Consider the following 24,050-nt stretch of genomic DNA (forward strand, 5'->3'; position numbering starts at 1 on the left):
GTCATCGAATTAGTATAGTATTTCAAGCCCAAATGCCTGTCGAATCAATTTCTTCTAGCGTCTTCTCTATATTATCGGTCATGATGGTTACATGCCCCATCTTCCGTTTCTCTTTCGCCTCGGCCTTCCCGTACAGATGGACCGACCAATTAGGATACCCCGTAATCACTTTCTTTAACGGCACGACATGCTCCCCGAGCACATTCACCATGATGGACGGTGACCATAGCTCCGGTTTTCGAAGCGGCCAGCCGCACACCGCACGGATATGCTGATGGAACTGGGATACATTGCACGCTTCAATCGAATAGTGGCCCGAATTATGCGGACGCGGTGCAAGCTCATTGATGACTATTTCATCGTTTTCGAGCACGAACATTTCAACAGCAAGCGTCCCTACAAGTTCCAAGTGATTTGCGATTTTTTTCGCCGCATCTTCCGCTTTTGCGATAACCGATGGAGCAACCCTTGCAGGGACGATTGATTCATGCAATATATGATGCTTATGAATATTTTCAGCGACCGGGAGGCAATACGACTCTCCCGCCGGATTGCGCTGGATAATGACGGATATTTCCGTCTTGAATGGGACGAACGCTTCCGCAATGCAAGCTGAATGGGCAAATAGCGGTTCTGCTAGCTCAAGATCATTAGCTGACTCAAGCTTCACTTGCCCTTTTCCGTCATAGCCACCGAAAGCAGTTTTCACGATACATGGGAAGCCGACCTTTTCAATTTCTTGTATTAACTCACTGAATGAATCGGCAGCTACATAATTTGCTACTGGAGCACCGGATGCCTTAATTTCTGCTTTTTCCGCGATCCGGTTTTGCGTAATTCGTACAAGTTCAGCTCCTTGAGGAACATATGCAATCTGACTAAGGCGCTCAAGACCTTCATAATCGATGTTTTCAAATTCATACGTTATGACATCACTCACTTCGCCAAGCTCCTCCAGTGCAGCCTCATCGTCATACGGTGCGACGATTCGGATATCGGCAATTTGTCCGCATGGGGAATCCATCGTCGGATCGAGCACGGCAATCTTGAATCCCGCTTCCTTTGCGGCAAGCCCCATCATGCGGCCAAGCTGTCCTCCGCCGATAATTCCGATTGTCTGCCCAGGTAAAATTGTCTTCAATGCAACTCACCACTGCTTTCCAATGCTACATCTCGCATTTTTTCCCGACGCGCTTCAAGACGACCGAGCAGATTAGAATCGTGTACAGCTAACAACTGAGCCGCAAGCAAACCGGCATTCGTCGCACCAGCCTTGCCAATCGATACAGTAGCAACTGGAACTCCGCCCGGCATTTGAACGATGGAAAGCAATGAATCCATTCCATTCAACGCCTTCGATTGAACAGGAACACCTATAACAGGCAACAACGTTTTCGCAGCGACCATTCCTGGAAGATGGGCAGCGCCACCTGCACCAGCGACAATCACTTCAATTCCACGATCCTGTGCTTGTTCCGCATATTCGAACATAAAATCCGGTGTACGATGCGCTGACACGACCTTCTTTTCATAGTCAACGCCCAACTCGTCCAATATGTCGCAAGCATGCTTCATCGTTTCCCAATCGCTTTTACTCCCCATGATTACGCCGACTTTCGGTCCCATAGATAATCTGCTCCTTTGGCAATATAGTAGACTGCTGAAGAATTTTCCTTCATGATCTTTTCAATAAAAAATTCCTTGAATAAACTACTATCCAAATGCATGGAAAGCAGTTCATTCAAGGATATTTAACATGCTCAAGATGAACGTATCCATTCGATATGGCACACCCTTCGCTAATCCTAAAAATCGCTTTCCCGCATAGTCCGGACATTACGGTGTCCTGGTAGAAACGCTGAAGCCAATCCTTCAGCATATATGTGGGTTTTCTAACTACACTCAGTGTAACAATTGAGCCAGAATACGTCAATAAAAAATACGAACGATAGACAATTAAGCATGTCCAACGTTCGTATAAAAGACAATTTATTCATCAAGAATCCCTTTAAACTTAATAAGTTGTCGGATTGGGACATACTCGCCGTCCTTTTCCATGAAGACCGGTTCCTCCATCCGACCCGCTACACGATAACCAGCTGCAGCCAATCGCTTTAAGCAATCCTCAATCGACTCGCCTTCCTCAACTTCAAACCATACCGTTTTCTTTTTTGCACTCATTTAAACAAATTCCCTCTCCTCACCGACTTCACCCAGAAGCCTCCATGAATCGTCCTTGCCTCATACGCAATAATAAACGCCTTCGGATCAATCTGTTTAATCGTTTCATAAAGCTTCAATTCATCTTTACGGGGTGTCAAAATTTGCATCGCCGAACGGCTACCTTCCAATCCATGCGCAGACCAATCCGTTACGCCATACCCTTTTTCCCGCAGCAGCCTCGGCATCTCAAAATCGACGCCCGCGGTAATGACATTCACTGTAATATAACCGAGCGCCATTTTCTCCTCAATCTTCGACCCGATGATGACGCCCATTCCATACCCGAGCGCATACGCGATAATATTTTGTATTTCGTTTAGATTATCCAATACTAATCCAAGACCTACAATATAAATGACAATCTCTATCATGCTCACGAAGGCAGCAGCATAACGATACCCCTTCAGAGTAAGAATCATCCTAATAGTAAAGAAAGATACATACACGATGTTAATGACAAATATAATTAATACCATTTTCATACTTCAGCAAACCTCCTGATGACTAGGTGACCTCCATCGTATCGTGAGGAGCAATGTATTTCAAGGGAATGTTGTTGAGGAATTTATATGTAGCTTGATTTGTATGTGCGGGGGATTACTTTGGACGCGGAACAGCTTGCTTTGGGCGCGGAGCGGCTTGCTTTGGACGCGCTAATTGCTTTGGACGCGGAGCAGCTTGCTTTGGGCGTGGAGCGGCTTGCTTTGGGCGCGAGGCGGCTTGCTTTGGGCGCGAAGCGGCTTGCTTTGGGCGCGCGGGGGATTGTTTTGGGCGCGGAGCAGATTGCTTTGGGCGTGCGAGGGATTGCTTTGGGCGCGGAGCAGCTTGCTTTGGGCGCGCGAGGGATTGCTTTGAGCGCGGAGCAGATTGCTTTGAGCGCTGGAGGGATTTGAGTTTGGTAAAAGCATCTTCGCGCGACATTCTAAACCATTTTGAAACATAAAATCCTTCCACGTAACATTGATCGCGGCCACACAACATAAGTTAACACAAACCAACTCGCGCCAAATGCCTTTAACAATTTAAGCAGTTGTTATTGAGAAAAAATATTTATAAACACAAAAAAACCATCCCCCACAGGGAATGGCCTTGGCCTGGCGGCGTCCTACTCTCACAGGGGGAAGCCTATTCCCTGCGTAATTTACACCGTTGGCGTAAATTACGCAAAGCGGCTTCGCCGCCTTACTACCATCGGCGCTGAAGAGCTTAACTTTTATCGTTAAAGTAAAACCCATTACTTTTCAAAGATATAAATCCTTCGGATTTTTAAACATAAAAAAACCATCCCCCACAGGGAATGGCCTTGGCCTGGCGGCGTCCTACTCTCACAGGGGGAAGCCCCCTACTACCATCGGCGCTGAAGAGCTTAACTTCCGTGTTCGGTATGGGAACGGGTGTGACCTCTTCGCCATCGTCACCAGACAATTGAACGATACTTGTTCGTTCAAAACCGGATAAAACTAACATTGTTGCCGAACTTCAAGTTCAACCGTACTTAATTAACTAATAAGGTTAAGTCCTCGATCGATTAGTATCCGTCAGCTGCACGTGTCGCCACGCTTCCACCCCGGACCTATCCACCTCATCTTCTTTGAGGGATCTTACTTACAAATGTAATGGGAAATCTCATCTTGAGGGGGGCTTCATGCTTAGATGCTTTCAGCATTTATCCCGTCCATACATAGCTACCCAGCGATGCCTTTGGCAAGACAACTGGTACACCAGCGGTATGTCCATCCCGGTCCTCTCGTACTAAGGACAGCTCCTCTCAAATTTCCTGCGCCCGCGACGGATAGGGACCGAACTGTCTCACGACGTTCTGAACCCAGCTCGCGTACCGCTTTAATGGGCGAACAGCCCAACCCTTGGGACCGACTACAGCCCCAGGATGCGATGAGCCGACATCGAGGTGCCAAACCTCCCCGTCGATGTGGACTCTTGGGGGAGATAAGCCTGTTATCCCCGGGGTAGCTTTTATCCGTTGAGCGATGGCCCTTCCATGCGGAACCACCGGATCACTAAGCCCGTCTTTCGACCCTGCTCGACTTGTAGGTCTCGCAGTCAAGCTCCCTTATGCCTTTGCACTCTACGAATGATGTCCAACCATTCTGAGGGAACCTTTGGGCGCCTCCGTTACACTTTAGGAGGCGACCGCCCCAGTCAAACTGCCCACCTGACACTGTCTCCTGCCCGGATCACGGGCAAGGGTTAGAAGTCCAATACAGCCAGGGTAGTATCCCACCATTGCCTCCTCCGAAGCTGGCGCTCCGGATTCCAAGGCTCCTACCTATCCTGTACAGGCTGCACCGGAATTCAATATCAGGCTACAGTAAAGCTCCACGGGGTCTTTCCGTCCTGTCGCGGGTAATGCGCATCTTCACGCATATTATAATTTCACCGAGTCTCTCGTTGAGACAGTGCCCAGATCGTTACGCCTTTCGTGCGGGTCGGAACTTACCCGACAAGGAATTTCGCTACCTTAGGACCGTTATAGTTACGGCCGCCGTTTACTGGGGCTTCAATTCGAAGCTTCGCTTGCGCTGACCTCTCCTCTTAACCTTCCAGCACCGGGCAGGCGTCAGCCCCTATACGTCACCTTACGGTTTTGCAGAGACCTGTGTTTTTGCTAAACAGTCGCCTGGGCCTATTCACTGCGGCTCTCTCGGGCTTTAACACCCTACCAGAGCACCCCTTCTCCCGAAGTTACGGGGTCATTTTGCCGAGTTCCTTAACGAGAGTTCTCTCGATCACCTTAGGATTCTCTCCTCGCCTACCTGTGTCGGTTTGCGGTACGGGCACCTCCCGCCTCGCTAGAGGCTTTTCTTGGCAGTGTGAAATCAGGGACTCCGGGGATAATTCCCCTCGCCATCACAGCTCAATGTTATAGAAACGGGATTTGCCTCGTTTCACACCTCACTGCTTGGACGCGCATAACCAACAGCGCGCTCACCCTATCCTTCTGCGTCCCCCCATTGCTGATAACGGCGGGGAGGTGGTACAGGAATATCAACCTGTTGTCCATCGTCTACGCCTTTCGGCCTCGACTTAGGTCCCGACTAACCCTGAGCGGACGAGCCTTCCTCAGGAAACCTTAGGCATTCGGTGGAAGGGATTCTCACCCTTCTTTCGCTACTCATACCGGCATTCTCACTTCCAAGCGCTCCACCAGTCCTTACGGTCTAGCTTCGACGCCCTTGGAACGCTCTCCTACCACTGACACCATAGGTGTCAATCCGCAGTTTCGGTGATCTGTTTAGCCCCGGTACATTTTCGGCGCAGCGCCACTCGACCAGTGAGCTATTACGCACTCTTTAAATGGTGGCTGCTTCTAAGCCAACATCCTGGTTGTCTGGGCAGCGCCACATCCTTTTCCACTTAACAGATACTTGGGGACCTTAACTGGCGGTCTGGGCTGTTTCCCTCTCGACTACGGATCTTATCACCCGCAGTCTGACTCCCAAACATAAATCATCGGCATTCGGAGTTTGTCTGAATTCGGTAACCCGGGATGGGCCCCTAGTCCAAACAGTGCTCTACCTCCGAGATTCTTTCGTTTGAGGCTAGCCCTAAAGCTATTTCGGAGAGAACCAGCTATCTCCAGGTTCGATTGGAATTTCACCGCTACCCACACCTCATCCCCGCACTTTTCAACGTACGTGGGTTCGGGCCTCCAGTAAGTGTTACCTTACCTTCACCCTGGACATGGGTAGATCACCTGGTTTCGGGTCTACGACCCCATACTCATTCGCCCTATTCAGACTCGCTTTCGCTGCGGCTCCGCATTCGCTGCTTAACCTTGCATGGAATCGTAACTCGCCGGTTCATTCTACAAAAGGCACGCCATCACCCATTAACGGGCTCTGACAACTTGTAGGCACACGGTTTCAGGTTCTATTTCACTCCCCTTCCGGGGTGCTTTTCACCTTTCCCTCACGGTACTGGTTCACTATCGGTCACTAGGGAGTATTTAGCCTTGGGAGATGGTCCTCCCGGATTCCGACGGAATTTCACGTGTTCCGCCGTACTCAGGATCCACTCTGGAGGGGACGGACTTTCGACTACGGGGCTATTACCCGCTATGGCAGACCTTTCCAGGCCTCTTCGTCTAATCCGTCCCTTTGTAACTCCGTATAGAGTGTCCTACAACCCCAGGAAGCAAGCTTCCTGGTTTGGGCTCTTCCCGTTTCGCTCGCCGCTACTAAGGGAATCGATGTTTCTTTCTCTTCCTCCGGGTACTTAGATGTTTCAGTTCTCCGGGTGTGCCTCGTTTACGCTATGTATTCACGTAAACGTACTACCCCATTACGGGCAGTGGGTTTCCCCATTCGGAAATCTTCGGATCACAGCTTACTTACAGCTCCCCGAAGCATATCGGTGTTAGTGCCGTCCTTCATAGGCTCCTAGTGCCAAGGCATCCGCCGTGCGCCCTTTCTAACTTAACCTTTATACAGATTTCAAAAAGCTATTCGCTTCTCAAAACCCTCGGGTGTTTACCTCGGTATAGCGATATACTTTGGTAAACGTTAAAAAAGTATTGTTCAATCACTAAGTGATCGACTCGGTTGATTACTTGATGTTTTGTTGCTTCAATGTCGTTTTATCCAGTTTTCAAAGAACAAGTTTCGAAAGTGCATCCTAATGGATGAACCTTCAAAACTGAACGCAAAACGTCAACGTATGAACCAAAGGTTCATATTCCGTAATTATCCTTAGAAAGGAGGTGATCCAGCCGCACCTTCCGATACGGCTACCTTGTTACGACTTCACCCCAATCATCTGTCCCACCTTCGGCGGCTGGCTCCCGTAAGGGTTACCCCACCGACTTCGGGTGTTACAAACTCTCGTGGTGTGACGGGCGGTGTGTACAAGACCCGGGAACGTATTCACCGTGGCATGCTGATCCACGATTACTAGCGATTCCGGCTTCATGCAGGCGAGTTGCAGCCTGCAATCCGAACTGGGAACGGTTTTATGGGATTGGCTCCCCCTCGCGGGTTCGCAGCCCTTTGTACCGTCCATTGTAGCACGTGTGTAGCCCAGGTCATAAGGGGCATGATGATTTGACGTCATCCCCACCTTCCTCCGGTTTGTCACCGGCAGTCACCTTAGAGTGCCCAACTGAATGCTGGCAACTAAGATCAAGGGTTGCGCTCGTTGCGGGACTTAACCCAACATCTCACGACACGAGCTGACGACAACCATGCACCACCTGTCACCGCTGTCCCCGAAGGGAAAGACATGTCTCCATGCCGGTCAGCGGGATGTCAAGACCTGGTAAGGTTCTTCGCGTTGCTTCGAATTAAACCACATGCTCCACCGCTTGTGCGGGTCCCCGTCAATTCCTTTGAGTTTCAGCCTTGCGGCCGTACTCCCCAGGCGGAGTGCTTAATGCGTTAGCTGCAGCACTAAGGGGCGGAAACCCCCTAACACTTAGCACTCATCGTTTACGGCGTGGACTACCAGGGTATCTAATCCTGTTTGCTCCCCACGCTTTCGCGCCTCAGCGTCAGTTACAGACCAGAAAGCCGCCTTCGCCACTGGTGTTCCTCCACATCTCTACGCATTTCACCGCTACACGTGGAATTCCGCTTTCCTCTTCTGTACTCAAGTCCTCCAGTTTCCAATGACCCTCCACGGTTGAGCCGTGGGCTTTCACATCAGACTTAAAGGACCGCCTGCGCGCGCTTTACGCCCAATAATTCCGGACAACGCTTGCCACCTACGTATTACCGCGGCTGCTGGCACGTAGTTAGCCGTGGCTTTCTGACGAGGTACCGTCAAGGTACGGGCAGTTACTCCCGTACTTGTTCTTCCCTCGCAACAGAGCTTTACGATCCGAAAACCTTCTTCGCTCACGCGGCGTTGCTCCATCAGACTTTCGTCCATTGTGGAAGATTCCCTACTGCTGCCTCCCGTAGGAGTCTGGGCCGTGTCTCAGTCCCAGTGTGGCCGATCACCCTCTCAGGTCGGCTACGCATCGTCGCCTTGGTAGGCCGTTATCCCACCAACTAGCTAATGCGCCGCGGGCCCATCCTGCAGTGACAGCCGAAACCGTCTTTCAGAGTTCTTCCATGCGGAAGAACTGATTATTCGGTATTAGCCCCGGTTTCCCGGAGTTATCCCCATCTGCAGGGCAGGTTGCCCACGTGTTACTCACCCGTCCGCCGCTAATATCAGGGAGCAAGCTCCCTTCAATTCGCTCGACTTGCATGTATTAGGCACGCCGCCAGCGTTCGTCCTGAGCCAGGATCAAACTCTCCATAATAGAGAAATTCGAGTAGCTCGAGTTTCTTGCTGGCATCATTTAAGATGTCAATTTTGAATCCGAAGATTCGTTTGTTCTTTTCACCGACAGGGTCGGCTCCAGAACTTTATTTGTTAACGTTTTGCTGTTCAGTTTTCAAGGTTCATGTCATGTCTTTCGCTGTCGATTAATGTCGTTCTCTCGACTGCTTTATAACTATACCAAATGCTATTTGAAGTGTCAACAGTTTTACTAAAAAAGTTTTCCGTCCGTTATTCCTTCTATAGAAAAGCGTGCTACGCCAATACTACCATCAGTTTTATTTACATTGATCACCTCAATAGAAGTTCTTTTTCCTATTCAATTAATAGTATAAAAAAGAACGGCTCCATAAGAGCCGTTCTAATTAACTTCCTATAATACCTAGCTTCATTTAATAAAGATGAAGTATAGAATGAAGATGATGAAGAGTCCATACATAATTGGATGGATCTCTTTCTTTCTTCCTGCAAGCAACATCGTAATTGGATAGAAGACGAATCCGATGGCGATTCCTGTTGCGATACTGTATGTCAATGGCATTGCAATGATTGTGAAGAATGCTGGTACTGCGATTTCGAATTTCGACCATTCGATATTCCCCAATGCCGATACCATGAGAACGCCGACGATAATAAGTGCCGGTGCTGTCACTTCAGGGGTGATGACAAACAATAATGGAGAGAAGAATAGCGCTAATAGGAAAAGTATCCCCGTTACAACGGAAGCAAGTCCTGTTCTAGCACCTGCCGCAACTCCTGCTGTTGATTCGATATAAGAAGTCGTCGTTGACGTTCCGAAGACCGATCCAGTTACAGTTGCCAACGAGTCCGCGAGCAATGCTTTGCCGGCGCGTGGCAATTTTTCTTCTTTCATTAAACCAGCTTGTGTAGCTACCGCAACGAGTGTTCCTGCTGTATCGAAAAAGTCGACAAATAGGAATGTGATGACGATAACTAGAAATTGAGTTGTCATCAATGATGTTGGGTCGTTGAAGATTGCTTCGAATGCTGCACCGAATGTTGGAGCAACGGATGGCACTTTGTCGACAACCTTTGTCGGAACTTCGATTAGGCTAACAAACATTCCTAGAATGGTCGTCAAAATCATTCCGTAGAAGATTGCACCTTTAATTTGACGTACCATCATAATGACTGTAATTACTAATCCGAAGATAGCAAGTAATGTAGGACCGGCAGATAGATTACCGAGTGTTACGAGCGTGTTCGGATCACCAACAATAATATTTGCATTTTGTAAACCGAGAAATGTAATGAATAGTCCAATACCTGCGCCGACCGCATATTTAAGCTGCGCTGGAATAGCATTGATGATTGCTTCACGTAATCCTGTTAACGAAAGAACAATAAAGATAAGTCCAGAAAATAATACGCCTGTCAATGCTGTTTGCCATGGAATTCCATAAGTAAGTACGACCGTAAACGCGAAGAATGCGTTCAATCCCATACCTGGAGCTAACGCGATAGGATATCTAGCAATCAATCCCATAAATAGAGAGCCTACTGCAGCAGCTAATGCCGTAGCAACGAAAACAGCGCCTTTATCCATCTGCATCGATTCAGGAAGGTCAGGAATCCCTTCTAATGACAGCATAATCGGATTGACCGCTAATATATATGCCATCGCAAGGAATGTTGTTATTCCTCCGATGATCTCCCTCCGGTAATTCGTTCCAAGCTTTTCAAACTCAAAGTATTTCTTCATGTTAACCGCCCTTTTATGTATTTTGAAATTAGATCATTGACGTAGCGTCAACAGACCGAAAATCCATCTCCATAAATAAAAACAAAAAAAGGAAGTATACGATATATACTCGTATACTTCCCTTTGACAACCAAATTAAAACGATTTTCGCTTAAACTCAATCATCGTAGTCAGAACATTTACGGCGTTCCGGTAGAGACTTTTGGGCCATATCCCCAAAGATATACGATACGGTTATTAAATTTTAGTTATTCCCACTCAATTGTGCCTGGTGGTTTTGCAGTAATATCGTAAACGACGCGGTTCACTTGGTCGACTTCCGATGTGATGCGTGTGCTGATTGTTTCAAGAACATCCCAAGGAATGCGTGCCCAATCCGCTGTCATGCCGTCTACTGAGTGAACTGCTCGGATGCCGACTGCATGATCATAGGAGCGTTTTTCATTTCTTTTTCCGACGCTGCGGATGTCCGGCAGAATTGCGAAGTACTGCCAAATTTCACGGTCAAGTCCCGCTTTGGCGATTTCGTCACGAAGAATCCAATCCGCTTCACGGACAATTTCAAGTTTCTCTTCCGTAATTTCACCGAGTACGCGAACACCAAGGCCCGGTCCAGGGAACGGTTGGCGATGTACGATATCTGCAGGCAAGCCAAGTTCTGCTCCTACTGCACGTACTTCGTCTTTAAACAATGCTTTTAACGGCTCAATCAATTCGAACTCCATATCTTCAGGCAATCCGCCAACGTTATGGTGAGACTTGATTACTTCATTCGTTGCTGTTCCGCTTTCAATGATGTCCGCGTAAATTGTACCTTGCGCAAGGAAGTCAATTCCTTCGAGTTTTGCGGATTCTTCGTCAAATACGTAAATGAATTCATTGCCGATTACTTTACGTTTTTCTTCAGGGTCCGTGACGCCTTTCAGCTTGTCCAAGAAGCGTTTGCGAGCATCGACTTTAATGAAGTTCATATGGAACTGATTGCTGAATGTGTCTACAACGCTTTCCACTTCTCCTTTTCGAAGAAGGCCATGGTCAACGAAGATGCAAGTCAACTTGTCTCCGATTGCTCGATGAATCAACGCCGCCACAACGGATGAATCGACGCCGCCGCTAAGTGCACATAGAACTTTCCGGTCACCAACTTGCGAACGGATCTTCTCGACTTCGATGTCGATGAACCGTTTCATCGTCCAGCTGTCTTTTGCTTTGCAAATTTCAAAAGCAAAATGACGCAACATTTCTTTTACATCCGACAATTGTCCTACTTCCGGATGAGATTGCTCGTTATATGGATATTTTTCTTCATTAGCAAACGCAATTGATTTGCCGTTTGAGCCTATCTCAAGTACAGGGATGCCTAAATTGAACACTTCAGGATGAACGCTAAGCCCAGCATCTTTAGATCCGCCGGAAAGGATGATTCCGACAGCCTGCATATTTTTGATGTCCTCTGCTGTAACGGTATGAGGATGTAATTCACTGTAAACTCCCAACTCACGGATTGTACGTGTGATTAGTTGGTTATATGCACTACCGTAATCCAGTACTACAATCTTTTCCTGTTCGATCAATAATGGAGCCGTCGACAATTGATCCACCTCTTCCATTTAGTTTCCGAAACCTCATCATTCAATAAAGACGTGTAAAAAATCAGTAAAGACGCGTAAGAAAGTCTACTTTCCACGCGTCTCAACGTTCTACTGCAGGCAGAAACAGACATAGCTGTCCTGCCTCCATAGACAAGCCATTCACGGTGGCCTGGTAGAAACGTCCGAACCATATTATCGGATTTATATGAGGGCATATCGGGTATTCTTTTTTTCAATCTTACGCCTCCGACATGCAAAAATCAACAGAAAGTCCTATTGATTAAATCTTCCCATATTTCCTGCAAGCCTGCCCAATCTTCACGATTCGTATACCCTCCATACAGGCCCTGTTCATACACCTCGGTGAGCTTCCCCATCCGGCGGCCTCCGAAATACGTATCGACCGTTTTCGCATATTCGGATAACGTCATACTATCTGTTCGTTTTAATCCGAACCGATCCAGCTGCTTCAACAAGCTCTTATATTGCTTCGTATACAAATTCCAATCTACTTTTCTCTTTCGGTAAGTGTTGATGAGCAGTTTAGGAATCCATTTCCCACGATGCTTATACACTTTCCATATGATAAATAAAAGCAAAGCAGAGCCGACAACGCCAACCCATGCATTTTCTTGCAGGAACTTTTCCGTCTTGTTGAAGAAGGCAATAAACCTGTTGTCCTCATCTTTCTTTACTGGAGTTTCCGCCCGTTCGACTTCAGGCTTCTCCATCTCTTCTACTACAGGTGCCTCTGGTTCACTCATATCCATTTCAAGGTCATATTCAATGCCAGTCATATTTGAAAATCCGATTGTCGGCTCGAAAGGCATCCAACCGAAACCCGGAATAAAAGCTTCTACCCATGAATGTGCTTCATTGTTCGTCACAATATATTCCATCTTGCCTCTTGAGTTCCTCTTCCCTTCACCAGGAGCGAACCCTTTCACCCAACGTGCGGGTATATCAGATGCACGCAACATAACGACCATCGATGTTGAAAAGTTATCGCAATAGCCGCGTTTCGTATCGAATAGGAACTGATCGACATAGTCTTCATTCCCTCTAGGTATAGCTACATTTTGCTGATCGTACATGAAGCCATTTCTCTCGAAATAGCGTTCAATCGATTTCGCCTTTTCATACACGCTCTCCTCTTTTCCGGTAATCGTGAGCGCTAATTCGCGAACACGGTCCGGCAATTGGTCTGGTAGCTGCAAGTATTCGGAGAAATCTTCGGTCTCAAGTGCGTAGTCTTCCATCGATGTATTGCGCAAAGCTTTTAAGCTATATTTTTGCTCGACTAAGTCAACGCTATACGTATCAAGATCTATTTCTTCTCCATCTTTCATTACCCAAAATTGTCCAGTCTCCTCCTGATTTTGCAAGACGACGTCCGTCCTCGTATGGATAGTAGTTGTGCCATATGGATAGACGATAAAAGGCAACTGTTTTTTCATATTGATGTTTGCATGAAGGACTCCTGTTCCTTCCAGCAAATTATCCGCACCGTCAAAGGTAAGCAATGAGCCAGGAAGAAAAGTGACAGGCATCGACTCTTCGGATTGTTGTTCCCATCCTTTTGACGTATACGTATTTTTCGTTTCAATTTTCCAATATTGCTTTTTCGGAACAGTTGCACTGAAAACGACTGTGTTGTCTTGCGAAAATGCGCCACCTAATCTCGAGTCATCCGTATCATACCCGCTTTTGGAAACGACGCTACCGCTACCGATTCCTTCTCCTTGCACGACTGATTTTATGAAAGGAACAGGATCCGCCCAGACAGGCCCTCGTTCTGGCAGAAAACTTGCGAATGCGCTACTGCAAATGACCGCGAATAATAAAGGAACTGAAAATGCGGCAAACATTGGAGCACCCATTCTCCGCCCATGTTTGTCGGATATGCGTGAAATTGTTAGCAATCCGATTAATAAAAGCCCAGACACCATAATTCTAAATATCGCTCCGTCAGCTGAATAGGAACTGAATGTATCCAAAACGGCGATGAATACAACCGTCAACGCGTAGAAAAGAAGGATACTTTTTCGCACTTCAATCCAATGACGAATTAAATAAATTGTCATCCATAATAGGACAAAAAAGAGGACCGTCCGGAACGGATTTGTAATGTCCACCCAATTCCATGCCGCGATAATGCCGATGTTAGAAAGCAAGTCATTGATGAGCAGAGATATTGTTTCTCTAGAAAGAAAGACAGTTTCAAAATATATATAATGGAGCGTCCAAAATAGATAGATGATCTTTAACGAAATAGAGAGCCACCATCTCATTTTCATCAATCCGAAAAGGAAGGAGATGCCGATGAAATAAAGAAAGACCGCAATATAGTCCGTATCAGTCAATTCGATTACAGGCAACAACCATTCCCAAAGCAGGATGAAAGCAAGTATATACATGAGGATAAGGAAACGCATATCCGTCCTTCCTTCATTCATCAACTAGCCACCTCCTTAAAAGCCTCTGAAAATTGTTTTCTACTCAATGCATGTATCGTAATCCCTTTCGCTTCGGCAAACTTAATTTGCTCTTGAAGATGCGAAGACAATGCACGTTCACCGTCAACGAGGACAAAGCAAATAATCGATTTCGTATTTTTTGCGAGACCTATCATTGACTGGATGTACGTCCAATCAGGGTTGCCAGTCACCAAAACGACGCTGCCGGCAGTTGCTGCTAGGGATGAATAGACCAACGGCTTCACTTCATCCGCTTCAACGGGCTTAATTTTAGCCAAATGCACAAATACATCATGCAGTTGGTCCGCTGAATGGATGAATGGGAATGTCACGGTTTCATTTCCCGTGGATGCGAAAGCGATATTCGCCTGGTGATTTGCCGCTTCCTCGACAATGGATGCCGCAAGTTCAACTTGCTCTTCGAACAGATCCGATTGTCTGCCGTCAAGCACCACGATAATATCTTCCGATTGTCGATCCTCAAATTCTTTCGTCATTAGACTTTGCGTACGGGCGAATGACTTCCAATGAATCCAAGTGACCCGGTCTCCCGCCTGGTAATCTCGCACTCCAGTCGCCATCGTCGTATCCTTGACGAGCGAAAACGGGGATATGAGCGAACCGCGGTCATATTGGGCGTTAATTGGCACGTATTTAATTGACGTTGTGTTTGGGTAAACAAGAATGACATCTTTCAACTCTAGGAACGCCCGTTTTTGAATCCAACCGAAAAAATCGGAAACTTCGATTTCGACGCCTTCCACAATATGTTCCCCTCTCGGAAGTTTATCGATTTCATACGAAAATTCGACTCTTTTTTTGAAGCCGAATAAAAAAATATACTTCGTGCTATTTTTTGCACTTCTCACCATAGCAGGGTCCGCCCATCGCTCAATTGCAACTGTATACAATAAAGGGAATGGGACCGTCCGCTCGAGTTTAACTGTAACGACAAGCTTTCCCCCGCGCTCAATCGTTTTCGTTTGGATAATACGCTCGGCTTTTATCGTATTTATTGGATAGGTAAATAGAGCGATTGAATACAAGAGGAAAGGTGTCAGCATATAAAGAAGTGTCCAGCTCACTTTGCCACCTTGGAACATTGCGAACACGTAGACGGAAAAGAATAGGCCGACGATGAAAGCGAAGCGGCCAGTTAGCGATAGTAACTCTTTCCCTTTTTTCATTTTAATCTGACCCGGTCAATCGGCACACTCACCCGTGTGAGGATCCGTTCGACGATTTCATTCGCAGTAATTCCTTCGTACTTTGCCTCCGATCTAAGAATGATCCGATGGCCGAACACAAAAGGTGCCAAGTATTTCACGTCGTCAGGCGTTACATACGTCCGCCCTTTTATAAACGCATACGCCTGGCATGATTTCATGAGGGCAAGTGATCCACGCGGACTGACGCCGAGATAGACGTGCGGATGATTGCGGGTTTCCGAGGCACAGTCGACAATATACGTTTTAATCGTATGATCGACAGTTACTTCTTTCACCGCTTGTTGGAGCTCTGCCAATTCGTGGAGAGTGAGGACGGTTTCTAGATGATCAATCGGCACTAATTTTTCCGCGCGGGTTAGTACTTCGATTTCTTCGCTCCGTTTTGGATACCCCATCTTTAACTTGAAGAGAAACCTGTCTAATTGCGCTTCCGGCAACGGATAGGTTCCTTCATATTCAATCGGGTTTTGGGTCGCCATGACGAAAAACGGCTGTGGGATCCGGATTGTTTCCCCGTCTACGGTCACGGATGACTCTTCCATGCTTTCGAGTAAAGCGGCTTGCGTCTTTGGTGAAGTCCGGTTAATTTCATCAGCTAACACAATGTTTCCGACGATTGGTCCCGGCCTAAATTCGAATTCCATTTCTCTCGGATTGTAGATCGAGACACCGAGGACGTCCGATGGCAATAAATCAGGCGTAAACTGTATACGCTTAAAAGATGCGCCAATCGATTTCGCAAGTGCTTTTACCATCATCGTCTTCCCAACGCCAGGTACATCTTCAAGAAGGACATGCCCTCCTGCAAGCAAAGCTGTTAAGCTCAGCTCCGCAATATCTCGCTTGCCGATCATTACCTTATCTATATTGCCAAGAACTTTGTCGATTGCTTGTGCATACGTCATTTTTCTTCCTCCTATTCCAGCTTCTCTCTTTAACATGTCCGAAAATTAACAAAATGTAACTTCATAATAACGTAATTATGTATTGGCTACAACTTGTTAAGAATAGTATAAAACTAGAACTGACAAAAAAACACATAAAAACAGATGAAGGAAGAGTTCGTTCTTCCTTCATCTGTTTACTAGGATGACTATAAAAGTTTATTTCCAAAAGTTATCGAAGATTGTAATTGGCATATGACGTTTATGCGCCGATCCTTTATAATGCTTTGCAATTGTTTCATAAGCTTTGTCCGAAACTTGCTTCCCTTCCAGGAAATCATCAATTTCGTCATATGTGACACCGAGCGCGACCTCATCAGGCAATGCAGGCTTATCGTCTTCAAGATCTGCTGTCGGTACTTTTTCATACAAATGCTTAGGAGCACCGAGTTCGTTCATCAGTTGGCGGCCTTGTCTTTTATTCAATCGGTAGATCGGCATAAGATCCGCGCCACCGTCGCCAAATTTCGTATAAAATCCAGTTAACGCCTCTGCTGCATGGTCCGTCCCGAGAACGACACAACTATGCGCCGCTGCAATGGCATATTGAACTTTCATCCGTTCCCGCGCTTTCTCATTCCCTTTCGTGTAATCGGAAATGAGGATGCCCGCCTTTGCCAATGCCTGTTCGCTCGCATCGACTGCGTCTTTAATGTCGACCGTGTAGACCAATGACGGTTTAATGAAATGAAGGGCGTCCTGTGCGTCGTCTTCATCGAACTGCTTGCCGTATGGAAGTCTAACCGCAATGAACTTGTACCGATCCGTCCCGTTTTCTTCATTTAGCTCATCGACAGCAATCTGCGCAAGCCTTCCGACGAGTGACGAATCTTGTCCGCCCGATATGCCGAGGACGAAGCCGTTGACGAATGTATTTCTCATCGCATATTCCTTCATGAAGTCGATCGATTTGCGGATCTCTTCCTGTGGGTCAATTGACGGCATACTTTTCAGCTCCGCAATGACTTGCTGTTGAAATGTCATTGTCCGCACCTCCTCATCTCTTCGAAAACTCATCCACTTTGTCTTGTACTTCACGGATATTGCGCATTTTATTGTCCCAACATTTCTGGCTTAAGTCGACCGGATATTCTTCCGGGTTCAAGGATCGTTTATATTCATCCCATAATAGCTCCAAATTATCGTGAGCGAACTGGCGCATTTCATTCAATGTTGGATTTTTGTAAATGACGTTTCCACCTTCGACGACTTTCGTATGCAAGTTAACCGCATCGAAGTTCGTAACGAATTTGGAAATGAATGTGTGAACAGGATGGAACATTTTAATCCGTTTTTCAACCGTCGGGTCTTCGTCGTGCATCGTAATGTAATCACCTTCCGCCTTGCCGTTCTCTCTATCGATAATCCGATAGACGTTTTTCTGGCCAGGCGTCGTTACTTTTTCGACGTTCGATGAGATTTTAATTGTATCTTCCATATCGCCTTTTTCATTCTCAATCGCAACGATTTTATATACTGCGCCGAGAGCCGGCTGATCGTAAGCGGTGATGAGCTTTGTGCCAATCCCCCATACGTCGACTTTCGCTCCTTGCGATTTCAAGTTCAAGATCGTGTACTCATCCAAATCATTTGAGACGACGATTTTCGCATCGTGGAATCCGGCTGCATCGAGCATGCGCCGCGCTTCTTTCGATAGAAATGCAATATCACCACTGTCGAGGCGGATGCCGATGAAATTAATTTTATCGCCGAGTTCTTTTGCTACTTGAATAGCTGTCGGAACACCGATTTTAAGCGTATTGTATGTATCAACGAGGAATACACAGTCTTTATGGCGTTTGGCGTATGCATGAAACGCTTCGTATTCGCTTCGATACGCCTGAACTAACGAGTGAGCATGCGTTCCTGCAACCGGAATGCCGAAACGCTTACCTGCACGTACGTTGCTCGTCGCCTCCACACCCCCGATAACTGCTGCACGCGCCCCCCATACTGCCGCATCCATTTCATGTGCTCGCCTGCTCCCGAACTCCATGACAACTTGCTCTTTAACGACTTGCTTAATACGGCTAGCCTTTGTCGCGATAAGCGTCTGGTAGTTGACGATATTGAGAAGCGCTGTCTCGATAAGTTGGGCTTCAGCGAGCGTTGTTTCCACACGGAGAATTGGCTCGTTTGCAAATACAAGCTCTCCCTCTTTCATCGAATAAACGTCACCCGTGAAACGAATGTCTTTTAAATAGTCGAGGAAATCTTCTTTGTATCCGAGCTCCTCCTTTAAATAGGTTAAGTCGCTTTCACTGAAATGAAATTCTTTCAAGTAGTCGAGAATCCGCTCAAGCCCTGCAAAAATTGCATAGCCATTCCCGAACGGCAAGCTTCTGAAGTACAGTTCAAATATTGCTTTTCGTTCATGGATTCCATCCGCCCAATACGATTCCATCATGTTGATTTGATAAAGATCTGTATGTAGAGCCAAACTGTCATCTGTATATTTTAAATCCATGCCAAATCCCCTTCTTCCACATTCTTCTGATAGTTCCATTATACACTATTTGCCCTTAATTCAAGAGGAAATAACTTTATCCACTGGAAGAAGCTATGACGTACAGTACGAATAATTGGAACGATAGTTTCCTTGAATAAGTATGTATCCATTTAAGAACAAATATGCTGTAATAGTCATAGAACAATAGTGCATTCTGTTCCAAGTAGTCGAAGAAGAAGTGAGGAATTAATAGTGAAAAAATTTAAGAAGTTTTACTTAGAGATTACAAGTGTTTGTAATCTTGCCTGCAGCTTTTGTCCGCCAACATTACGGGCGAAACAATTCATTTCTGTAGAGGATTTTTCTAAAAGATTAGACCAAATTAAACCGCATACAGACTACATTTATCTACATGTGAAAGGTGAGCCGCTACTCCATCCTAAAATTGGCCAATTGTTAGACATTAGTCACGAAAAAGGGTTTAAAGTGAACATCACAACAAACGGAACATTAATTAATAAAAAGAGGGAAAAATTACTGAACAAGCCTGCACTAAGACAAATGAATTTCTCACTCCATAGTTTTGATGGTCATATTGGTTCGAAAGATAAGGAAGGGTATGTGAGAAGTATTCTTTCTTTCATTAAAGAGGCAACGAGCCAATCAGAAATGATTGTGTCCCTGAGATTATGGAACCTTACACAAGACAATACGACGAATATTGAAAGAGAACGAAATAGAGAATTACTAGGAATCATTGAAAATGAATTTGATTTAGACTACAAAATTGAAGAAAAGGTCACACCAGGAAAAGGCGTGAAAATTGCGGACCGCATCTTCATCAATCAAGATTACGAGTTTAAGTGGCCTGCGTTACATGAAGAAGAGGATGATGGGAGGGGCTTCTGCCATGGCATGAGAAATCAAGCAGGTATTTTAGCAGATGGAACGGTTATTCCTTGCTGTCTAGACGGCGAGGGAGTTATTAACCTTGGGAATATTAATGAAAATTCATTCTCTGAAATTATCGAGATGGATCGAGCAAAAAACCTTGTAGAAGGTTTTTCACGAAGAGTGGCAGTCGAAGAACTATGTAGAAAATGCGGGTATCGCAAACGGTTTGGAAAGTAAATGTGGATGTAGGAAGTGAACGGAATACGCCATGCGGAAGAACTCCAATTCGACTTCCTTTATCCCCCAGACAACTAGTGACAGATCATTCCAGTTCGCTTAGGATAGAAACGAGAAAAGCTTGCAATCTATTCGTAATCATGATAACTTTAGATAAATCATTTTTCTAACAATTTTATATTTTGATTCTTATCAAGAGAGACGGAGGGATTGGCCCGATGAAGTCTCAGCAACCAGCCCGATTTTGGTATGGTGCTAATTCCAAATGGCGTGAACACGCCTTGAAGATAAGAAGATTGATTTCAACCATTGTTGGAGGCCCTCTTCTTATAAGAGAGGCCTCTTTTTTAGTAGACAAAGGAGATGGGCAACTTGACAAAACTGAGCATCAACACGAAATTAGTACAACTAGGAAATCAGAGCGATCCGAGAACAGGGGCTGTGAATCCCCCGATTCATTTATCGACTGCGTACAAGCATGACGGACTTGGGCTTTCTACGGGATTCGACTACACACGGACGAAAAACCCGACACGAGCAATTCTTGAAGAAGGCATCGCTAATTTAGAAAACGGTGATTGCGGCTATGCGTGCAGTTCGGGTATGGCGGCGATCCAGCTCGTTCTATCCTTGTTCAAATCGGGGGATGAATTGATTGCTCCGGATGACCTGTACGGCGGCACATTCCGTTTGTTTGATCAATACGCTGATTTGTATGGCATCCGAACGTCATACACATCTTTTGAAAACGTTGAGGAAACGGAAAAGTTGATTACCGAAAATACGAAAGTAATTTTCATCGAAACGCCGACGAACCCGCTTATGCTCGATATCGATATCGAGAAATATGTAGAACTTGCGCAGAAGCACGGCTTGCTCGTCATCGTCGATAATACGTTTTTGACTCCATATTTCCAACGACCAATTGAGCTCGGGGCGGATATCGTCATCCATAGCGCGACGAAATATATCGGTGGCCATAATGATGTGCTTGCCGGACTTGTCGTCGCAAAGGGAGAAGAGTTGTGCAACCGTTTAGGTGCAAACCATAACGCCATCGGGGCGACGCTTTCCCCGTTCGATTCCTGGCTCGTCATCCGTGGGCTAAAGACATTGCATGTTCGAATGAAACAGCATGATGCCAATGCGAAAGAACTCGTCTCCTATTTGGAAAACGAACCACTCGTCGATGACGTCCTCTATGCAGGAATAGGCGGCATGATTTCATTTAGAGTTAAGAAGAGTGAATGGGTCGATCCGTTGTTGAGTAATTTGCGGCTCATTACATTTGCTGAAAGTCTCGGAGGCGTCGAAAGCTTCATTACGTACCCTACGACGCAAACGCACTCAGAAATTCCTGAGGATGAACGCGAAAGGCGCGGTGTTGATAAGCGACTATTGCGCTTTTCGGTTGGATTGGAGGAAGTTGACGACTTAATTGCCGACCTTAAGCAAGCACTAGTGATTGCCGCAGAGACGACAGCTGTCAAACAATAACAATGGAGGCCGCCTCAAAAATGAGACGGCCTTTTAATTAGTTACTCATTTCAGCGAATGCTTTTCTTTTTGAATAAAATTCGATGAAATTGTTAACGACTTTATCTAAAAACTCAATCGTTGCTTCGTCTGTTAACTGACCCGTTTCGTCAATTTTTTCATGGACTGATCCGATGTACACTTCATTATTCGGTAAAAGTGCAGGGGATAGCATCGGGTTCGATAAGATTTCACGCAAATGCAATTGAGCGCGAACACTTCCTAATACACCCATTGATGCACCAATCATGAAAGCGGGCTTGTCTTTAATTGCAAAATTGCTTCTCGACAGCCAGTCAACCGCATTTTTCAATGATCCAGGAATGGAGAAGTTGTATTCAGGTACTGCAAAAAGGATCGCATCTGAATCTCTCACATTGTCAAAGAAATCCGTAACATCTATTGATGGATTACTTTCAATATCAACAGAATACATATCAATATTATTAATGAAAACAGGTGTAATCTCGAGTTTCCCCGCATATTTCTTCCTTAAATACTCAACCACTTTTAAGTTGTATGAAGCAGAGCTTGTGCTGCCGATAATTGCTTTTACTGAAATAGTCATGGTGGTGGACTCCTTCTCTTTTTTCTTAGCATGACCTTGTCACTAGAAGGTATGCGGCCCCTATAAAGCGTGGGCATTAACTATTAACATCGCCCATTGTCTCATATTCAAGATATCTTTATAAAAAATATGCTCATACTAAAAGAACGCTCCCCTAATTCGACTCGGGGAACGTTCCTTTTATTTGTTGGAGAAGCTGAAAAAAATCATCCAGAAAGGAACGCCTTTCCGCTCTTTCCGTTTCCGCTTGAGCGCTTTCTGCCCCAGACGGAACTGTTCGATTTCCTGTCTCATATCTTCCATATGTCGTTGAATTACTTCTCTATCAATTGTATACATATATATTCTCCTCTTGGAGAGGGACCTGAAAACGAGATTACAATCGGCGTTCACCTGTAGTGCCGCCACTTTTGACATCTATCCATTTTGGAGATTCCCACTCCATCATATTTATCTTAGTTTTTCGTTCATTTAGTTTCTGTCTTGTGTTTTGAATAATCATTTTGCTTTTCCTCCTTTATTTTTTTAAAAATCAATTCACATGCTGACCGCGTCACTATCCACTTTCTAGAGACTCCACCATCAATACGTTCCGTTGCTGCCCTATATTTACCATCGGGATCACTCCTTTTTTTTAATTATCTCACACGTAACGCACGAGTAAACTGAATTTTCTTTTAAATTTAAACACAAAAAAGCACACGCCTTTTGCATAAGCGTGTGCTCATATAAAAGAACGGCATACCATGCCATTCCTCGGTCTACAATTAGAAAGAGAGATTTGTCAGGCACGGACTCGATATGAAGTTTTGTTGAATTAGATATGTGTTGTTCATGTTCCGTACCTCCTTTTAATAGTTAGAATTACTCGCCTCTTAAGAATACCATCTATCCTTATTAATTGTCAATAGGAATTTTTAAAAAGATTCTATTTTTTATTCATTTCACAACTGTAGTGATGGCATGTACTTCATGGAATAGTGTATGATAATCATAAGAACTGCTTCAAGAAATTAAGGAGGACCCCTATTATGAACGAAGCGAAATTGCAAAAAGAAGCGATGCACGTACTGAAGCTGACGAGCAGAACCTTTTATATACCGATAAAAATGCTGAATCCCACTTTGCGGAAAACAGTAGGATCCGCTTATTTATGCATGCGCGCGATTGACGAAATAGAGGATCATGAAGAATTGCATTCGGAAAGCAAGCAGCATTTGTTGATGTCAACGAGCAAGTTGCTGCAAAACGATTTATTTGACGTTGAAGCTTATCGGGAACTTCTCAAGCCTTACGAAAACCTTCTGCCGGAAGTGACATTGCGCCTTGGCGATTGGCTCTCCGTGTGCCCTGCAGGTATTGTCGCGAAAGTGAAAGAGTCGACGAGCATTATGGCGGATGGCATGGCGAAATGGGTTGGAAATAATTTCTTGATTCAAACGAAAGAGGATTTAGACGACTATACATATTATGTAGCGGGTCTCGTTGGTGTGATGCTTTCCGATATTTGGGAGCAGTATGACGGTACAAAGACGGATCGGGACTTGGCGATTGGGTATGGTCGCGGATTGCAGGCGGTGAACATGCTGCGTAATCAGGGCGAAGATGCGGAGCGCGGCGTCCGTTTCTTGCCCGACGGCTGGGACAGGAACGACCTGTTCGAGTATGCGGAATTTAACTTGAAAAAAGCTGATGAATATATCGAGTCGATTTCAAATAAAAACATCCTGCTGTTCTGCAAAATCCCCCTTGCCCTTGCAAAGCGGACAATCGGCGCAATGCAGGGCGGCCATGAGAAGATGAACCGTGCGGAAGTCGAATCAACGGTCGAAGCGATATTGAAAGAAGTGTAAAGTTGTATGAGCGACTATTGCTCGCTTTAGGCGCACGCCT

18 protein-coding genes, 3 rRNA genes and 4 riboswitches are annotated in these 24,050 nt (G+C 45.7%); of the genes, 4 read left to right on the forward strand and 17 right to left on the reverse strand.

What is annotated here, in order from left to right; genetic code table 11:
• Window positions 1–22 precede the first annotated feature (22 nt).
• The 4 genes from purK to QM454_RS02445 form a co-directional block, all read right to left on the reverse strand.
• The gene (gene purK, locus QM454_RS02430) at window positions 23–1,141 is read right to left on the reverse strand and encodes a 5-(carboxyamino)imidazole ribonucleotide synthase (RefSeq protein ID WP_432361100.1); all 1,119 of its coding nucleotides are present in this window, start codon (window positions 1,139–1,141) and stop codon (window positions 23–25) included.
• On the reverse strand, window positions 1,138–1,626 hold the full coding sequence (purE, locus tag QM454_RS02435; protein WP_432361103.1) for a 5-(carboxyamino)imidazole ribonucleotide mutase: 489 nt from the start codon (window positions 1,624–1,626) through the stop codon (window positions 1,138–1,140). The genes purK and purE overlap by 4 nt, the downstream gene beginning before the upstream one ends.
• A 179-nt stretch (window positions 1,627–1,805) precedes the next feature.
• A riboswitch (purine riboswitch) is annotated at window positions 1,806–1,905 on the reverse strand.
• Between the two features lie 84 nt (window positions 1,906–1,989).
• Window positions 1,990–2,181 (reverse strand): NETI motif-containing protein, encoded by a 192-nt coding sequence (locus QM454_RS02440; protein ID WP_432361106.1) that lies wholly within the window; start codon window positions 2,179–2,181, stop codon window positions 1,990–1,992.
• The gene (locus QM454_RS02445; RefSeq protein WP_432361108.1) at window positions 2,178–2,705 is read right to left on the reverse strand and encodes a DUF2179 domain-containing protein; all 528 of its coding nucleotides are present in this window, start codon (window positions 2,703–2,705) and stop codon (window positions 2,178–2,180) included. Before QM454_RS02445 ends, QM454_RS02440 begins: the two co-directional genes overlap by 4 nt.
• A gap of 120 nt (window positions 2,706–2,825) precedes the next feature.
• On the opposite strand from QM454_RS02445, the gene QM454_RS02450 reads away from it, so the two are divergent.
• The gene (locus QM454_RS02450) at window positions 2,826–3,116 is read left to right on the forward strand and encodes a hypothetical protein (RefSeq protein ID WP_432361111.1); all 291 of its coding nucleotides are present in this window, start codon (window positions 2,826–2,828) and stop codon (window positions 3,114–3,116) included.
• Window positions 3,117–3,529: 413 nt separating this feature from the next.
• Here the strand turns inward: QM454_RS02450 and rrf are convergent.
• The 10 genes from rrf to QM454_RS02500 all read right to left on the reverse strand — a co-directional run bounded on the left by rrf (window position 3,530) and on the right by QM454_RS02500 (window position 18,940).
• Window positions 3,530–3,645: ribosomal RNA gene (rrf, locus tag QM454_RS02455) — 5S ribosomal RNA — on the reverse strand.
• Window positions 3,646–3,731: 86 nt separating this feature from the next.
• Window positions 3,732–6,665: ribosomal RNA gene (locus tag QM454_RS02460) — 23S ribosomal RNA — on the reverse strand.
• 271 nt (window positions 6,666–6,936) lie between these two features.
• A 16S ribosomal RNA gene (locus QM454_RS02465) occupies window positions 6,937–8,488 on the reverse strand.
• The 16S, 23S and 5S rRNA genes sit together here, the layout of an rRNA operon.
• Before the next feature lie 408 nt (window positions 8,489–8,896).
• Window positions 8,897–10,231, reverse strand: coding sequence for an NCS2 family permease (locus QM454_RS02470; RefSeq protein ID WP_432361114.1), 1,335 nt, complete (start codon window positions 10,229–10,231; stop codon window positions 8,897–8,899).
• 147 nt (window positions 10,232–10,378) lie between these two features.
• A riboswitch (purine riboswitch) is annotated at window positions 10,379–10,480 on the reverse strand.
• A complete protein-coding gene (gene guaA, locus QM454_RS02475; RefSeq protein WP_432361117.1) occupies window positions 10,480–11,841 on the reverse strand; it encodes a glutamine-hydrolyzing GMP synthase in 1,362 nt (453 codons plus the stop codon). (Overlaps the previous riboswitch by 1 nt.)
• A gap of 109 nt (window positions 11,842–11,950) precedes the next feature.
• A riboswitch (purine riboswitch) is annotated at window positions 11,951–12,052 on the reverse strand.
• A 31-nt stretch (window positions 12,053–12,083) separates the two neighbouring features.
• Complete coding sequence (locus QM454_RS02480) at window positions 12,084–14,279, reverse strand: transglutaminaseTgpA domain-containing protein (protein WP_432361120.1); 2,196 nt, start codon at window positions 14,277–14,279, stop codon at window positions 12,084–12,086.
• The gene (locus QM454_RS02485) at window positions 14,279–15,487 is read right to left on the reverse strand and encodes a DUF58 domain-containing protein (RefSeq protein WP_432361123.1); all 1,209 of its coding nucleotides are present in this window, start codon (window positions 15,485–15,487) and stop codon (window positions 14,279–14,281) included. The genes QM454_RS02480 and QM454_RS02485 overlap by 1 nt, the downstream gene beginning before the upstream one ends.
• The gene (locus tag QM454_RS02490; RefSeq protein ID WP_432361125.1) at window positions 15,484–16,434 is read right to left on the reverse strand and encodes an AAA family ATPase; all 951 of its coding nucleotides are present in this window, start codon (window positions 16,432–16,434) and stop codon (window positions 15,484–15,486) included. Before QM454_RS02490 ends, QM454_RS02485 begins: the two co-directional genes overlap by 4 nt.
• A 198-nt stretch (window positions 16,435–16,632) precedes the next feature.
• Window positions 16,633–17,457: an ammonia-dependent NAD(+) synthetase gene (gene nadE, locus QM454_RS02495; RefSeq protein WP_432361128.1), complete on the reverse strand. Its 825-nt coding sequence runs from the start codon at window positions 17,455–17,457 to the stop codon at window positions 16,633–16,635.
• Between the two features lie 13 nt (window positions 17,458–17,470).
• On the reverse strand, window positions 17,471–18,940 hold the full coding sequence (locus QM454_RS02500) for a nicotinate phosphoribosyltransferase (protein ID WP_432361131.1): 1,470 nt from the start codon (window positions 18,938–18,940) through the stop codon (window positions 17,471–17,473).
• Window positions 18,941–19,174: 234 nt separating this feature from the next.
• Between QM454_RS02500 and QM454_RS02505 the strand changes: the two genes are divergently transcribed.
• Window positions 19,175–20,053: a radical SAM/SPASM domain-containing protein gene (locus QM454_RS02505; RefSeq protein ID WP_432361134.1), complete on the forward strand. Its 879-nt coding sequence runs from the start codon at window positions 19,175–19,177 to the stop codon at window positions 20,051–20,053.
• A gap of 186 nt (window positions 20,054–20,239) precedes the next feature.
• Window positions 20,240–20,347: riboswitch (SAM riboswitch) on the forward strand.
• A gap of 78 nt (window positions 20,348–20,425) precedes the next feature.
• Window positions 20,426–21,550 carry a methionine biosynthesis PLP-dependent protein gene (locus tag QM454_RS02510; protein ID WP_432361136.1) on the forward strand — a complete coding sequence of 375 codons (1,125 nt, stop codon included), beginning with the start codon at window positions 20,426–20,428 and terminating at the stop codon, window positions 21,548–21,550.
• A 37-nt stretch (window positions 21,551–21,587) separates the two neighbouring features.
• Here the strand turns inward: QM454_RS02510 and QM454_RS02515 are convergent, their stop codons facing one another.
• From QM454_RS02515 to QM454_RS02525, 3 genes are all read right to left on the reverse strand, one after another.
• Window positions 21,588–22,157: an NADPH-dependent FMN reductase gene (locus tag QM454_RS02515; protein ID WP_432361137.1), complete on the reverse strand. Its 570-nt coding sequence runs from the start codon at window positions 22,155–22,157 to the stop codon at window positions 21,588–21,590.
• A 180-nt stretch (window positions 22,158–22,337) separates the two neighbouring features.
• Window positions 22,338–22,496: a hypothetical protein gene (locus tag QM454_RS02520; protein ID WP_432361139.1), complete on the reverse strand. Its 159-nt coding sequence runs from the start codon at window positions 22,494–22,496 to the stop codon at window positions 22,338–22,340.
• Between the two features lie 37 nt (window positions 22,497–22,533).
• Entirely contained in the window at window positions 22,534–22,659 is a 126-nt protein-coding gene (locus tag QM454_RS02525) for a hypothetical protein (RefSeq protein ID WP_432361142.1), read from the reverse strand.
• Between the two features lie 529 nt (window positions 22,660–23,188).
• Between QM454_RS02525 and QM454_RS02530 the strand changes: the two genes are divergently transcribed.
• The gene (locus QM454_RS02530; protein ID WP_432361144.1) at window positions 23,189–24,010 is read left to right on the forward strand and encodes a squalene/phytoene synthase family protein; all 822 of its coding nucleotides are present in this window, start codon (window positions 23,189–23,191) and stop codon (window positions 24,008–24,010) included.
• Window positions 24,011–24,050 lie beyond the last annotated feature (40 nt).

Origin of the sequence: Sporosarcina sp. UB5, from assembly GCF_050859005.1 — a bacterium.
In the GTDB taxonomy this organism is placed as follows: Bacteria; Bacillota; Bacilli; order Bacillales_A; family Planococcaceae; genus Sporosarcina.

Excerpts from the sequence above, each read along its gene's own strand:
- purE (WP_432361103.1), bottom strand. The coding sequence starts at position 1,626 with ATGGGACCGAAAGTCGGCGTAATCATGGGGAGTAAAAGCGATTGGGAA.
- QM454_RS02440 (WP_432361106.1), bottom strand. The coding sequence starts at position 2,181 with ATGAGTGCAAAAAAGAAAACGGTATGGTTTGAAGTTGAGGAAGGCGAG.
- QM454_RS02445 (WP_432361108.1), bottom strand. The coding sequence starts at position 2,705 with ATGAAAATGGTATTAATTATATTTGTCATTAACATCGTGTATGTATCT.
- QM454_RS02470 (WP_432361114.1), bottom strand. The coding sequence starts at position 10,231 with ATGAAGAAATACTTTGAGTTTGAAAAGCTTGGAACGAATTACCGGAGG.
- guaA (WP_432361117.1), bottom strand. The coding sequence starts at position 11,841 with ATGGAAGAGGTGGATCAATTGTCGACGGCTCCATTATTGATCGAACAG.
- QM454_RS02480 (WP_432361120.1), bottom strand. The coding sequence starts at position 14,279 with ATGAATGAAGGAAGGACGGATATGCGTTTCCTTATCCTCATGTATATA.
- QM454_RS02485 (WP_432361123.1), bottom strand. The coding sequence starts at position 15,487 with ATGAAAAAAGGGAAAGAGTTACTATCGCTAACTGGCCGCTTCGCTTTC.
- QM454_RS02490 (WP_432361125.1), bottom strand. The coding sequence starts at position 16,434 with ATGACGTATGCACAAGCAATCGACAAAGTTCTTGGCAATATAGATAAG.
- nadE (WP_432361128.1), bottom strand. The coding sequence starts at position 17,457 with ATGACATTTCAACAGCAAGTCATTGCGGAGCTGAAAAGTATGCCGTCA.
- QM454_RS02500 (WP_432361131.1), bottom strand. The coding sequence starts at position 18,940 with ATGGATTTAAAATATACAGATGACAGTTTGGCTCTACATACAGATCTT.
- QM454_RS02515 (WP_432361137.1), bottom strand. The coding sequence starts at position 22,157 with ATGACTATTTCAGTAAAAGCAATTATCGGCAGCACAAGCTCTGCTTCA.
- QM454_RS02520 (WP_432361139.1), bottom strand. The coding sequence starts at position 22,496 with ATGTATACAATTGATAGAGAAGTAATTCAACGACATATGGAAGATATG.
- QM454_RS02525 (WP_432361142.1), bottom strand. The coding sequence starts at position 22,659 with ATGATTATTCAAAACACAAGACAGAAACTAAATGAACGAAAAACTAAG.
- QM454_RS02530 (WP_432361144.1), top strand. The coding sequence starts at position 23,189 with ATGAACGAAGCGAAATTGCAAAAAGAAGCGATGCACGTACTGAAGCTG.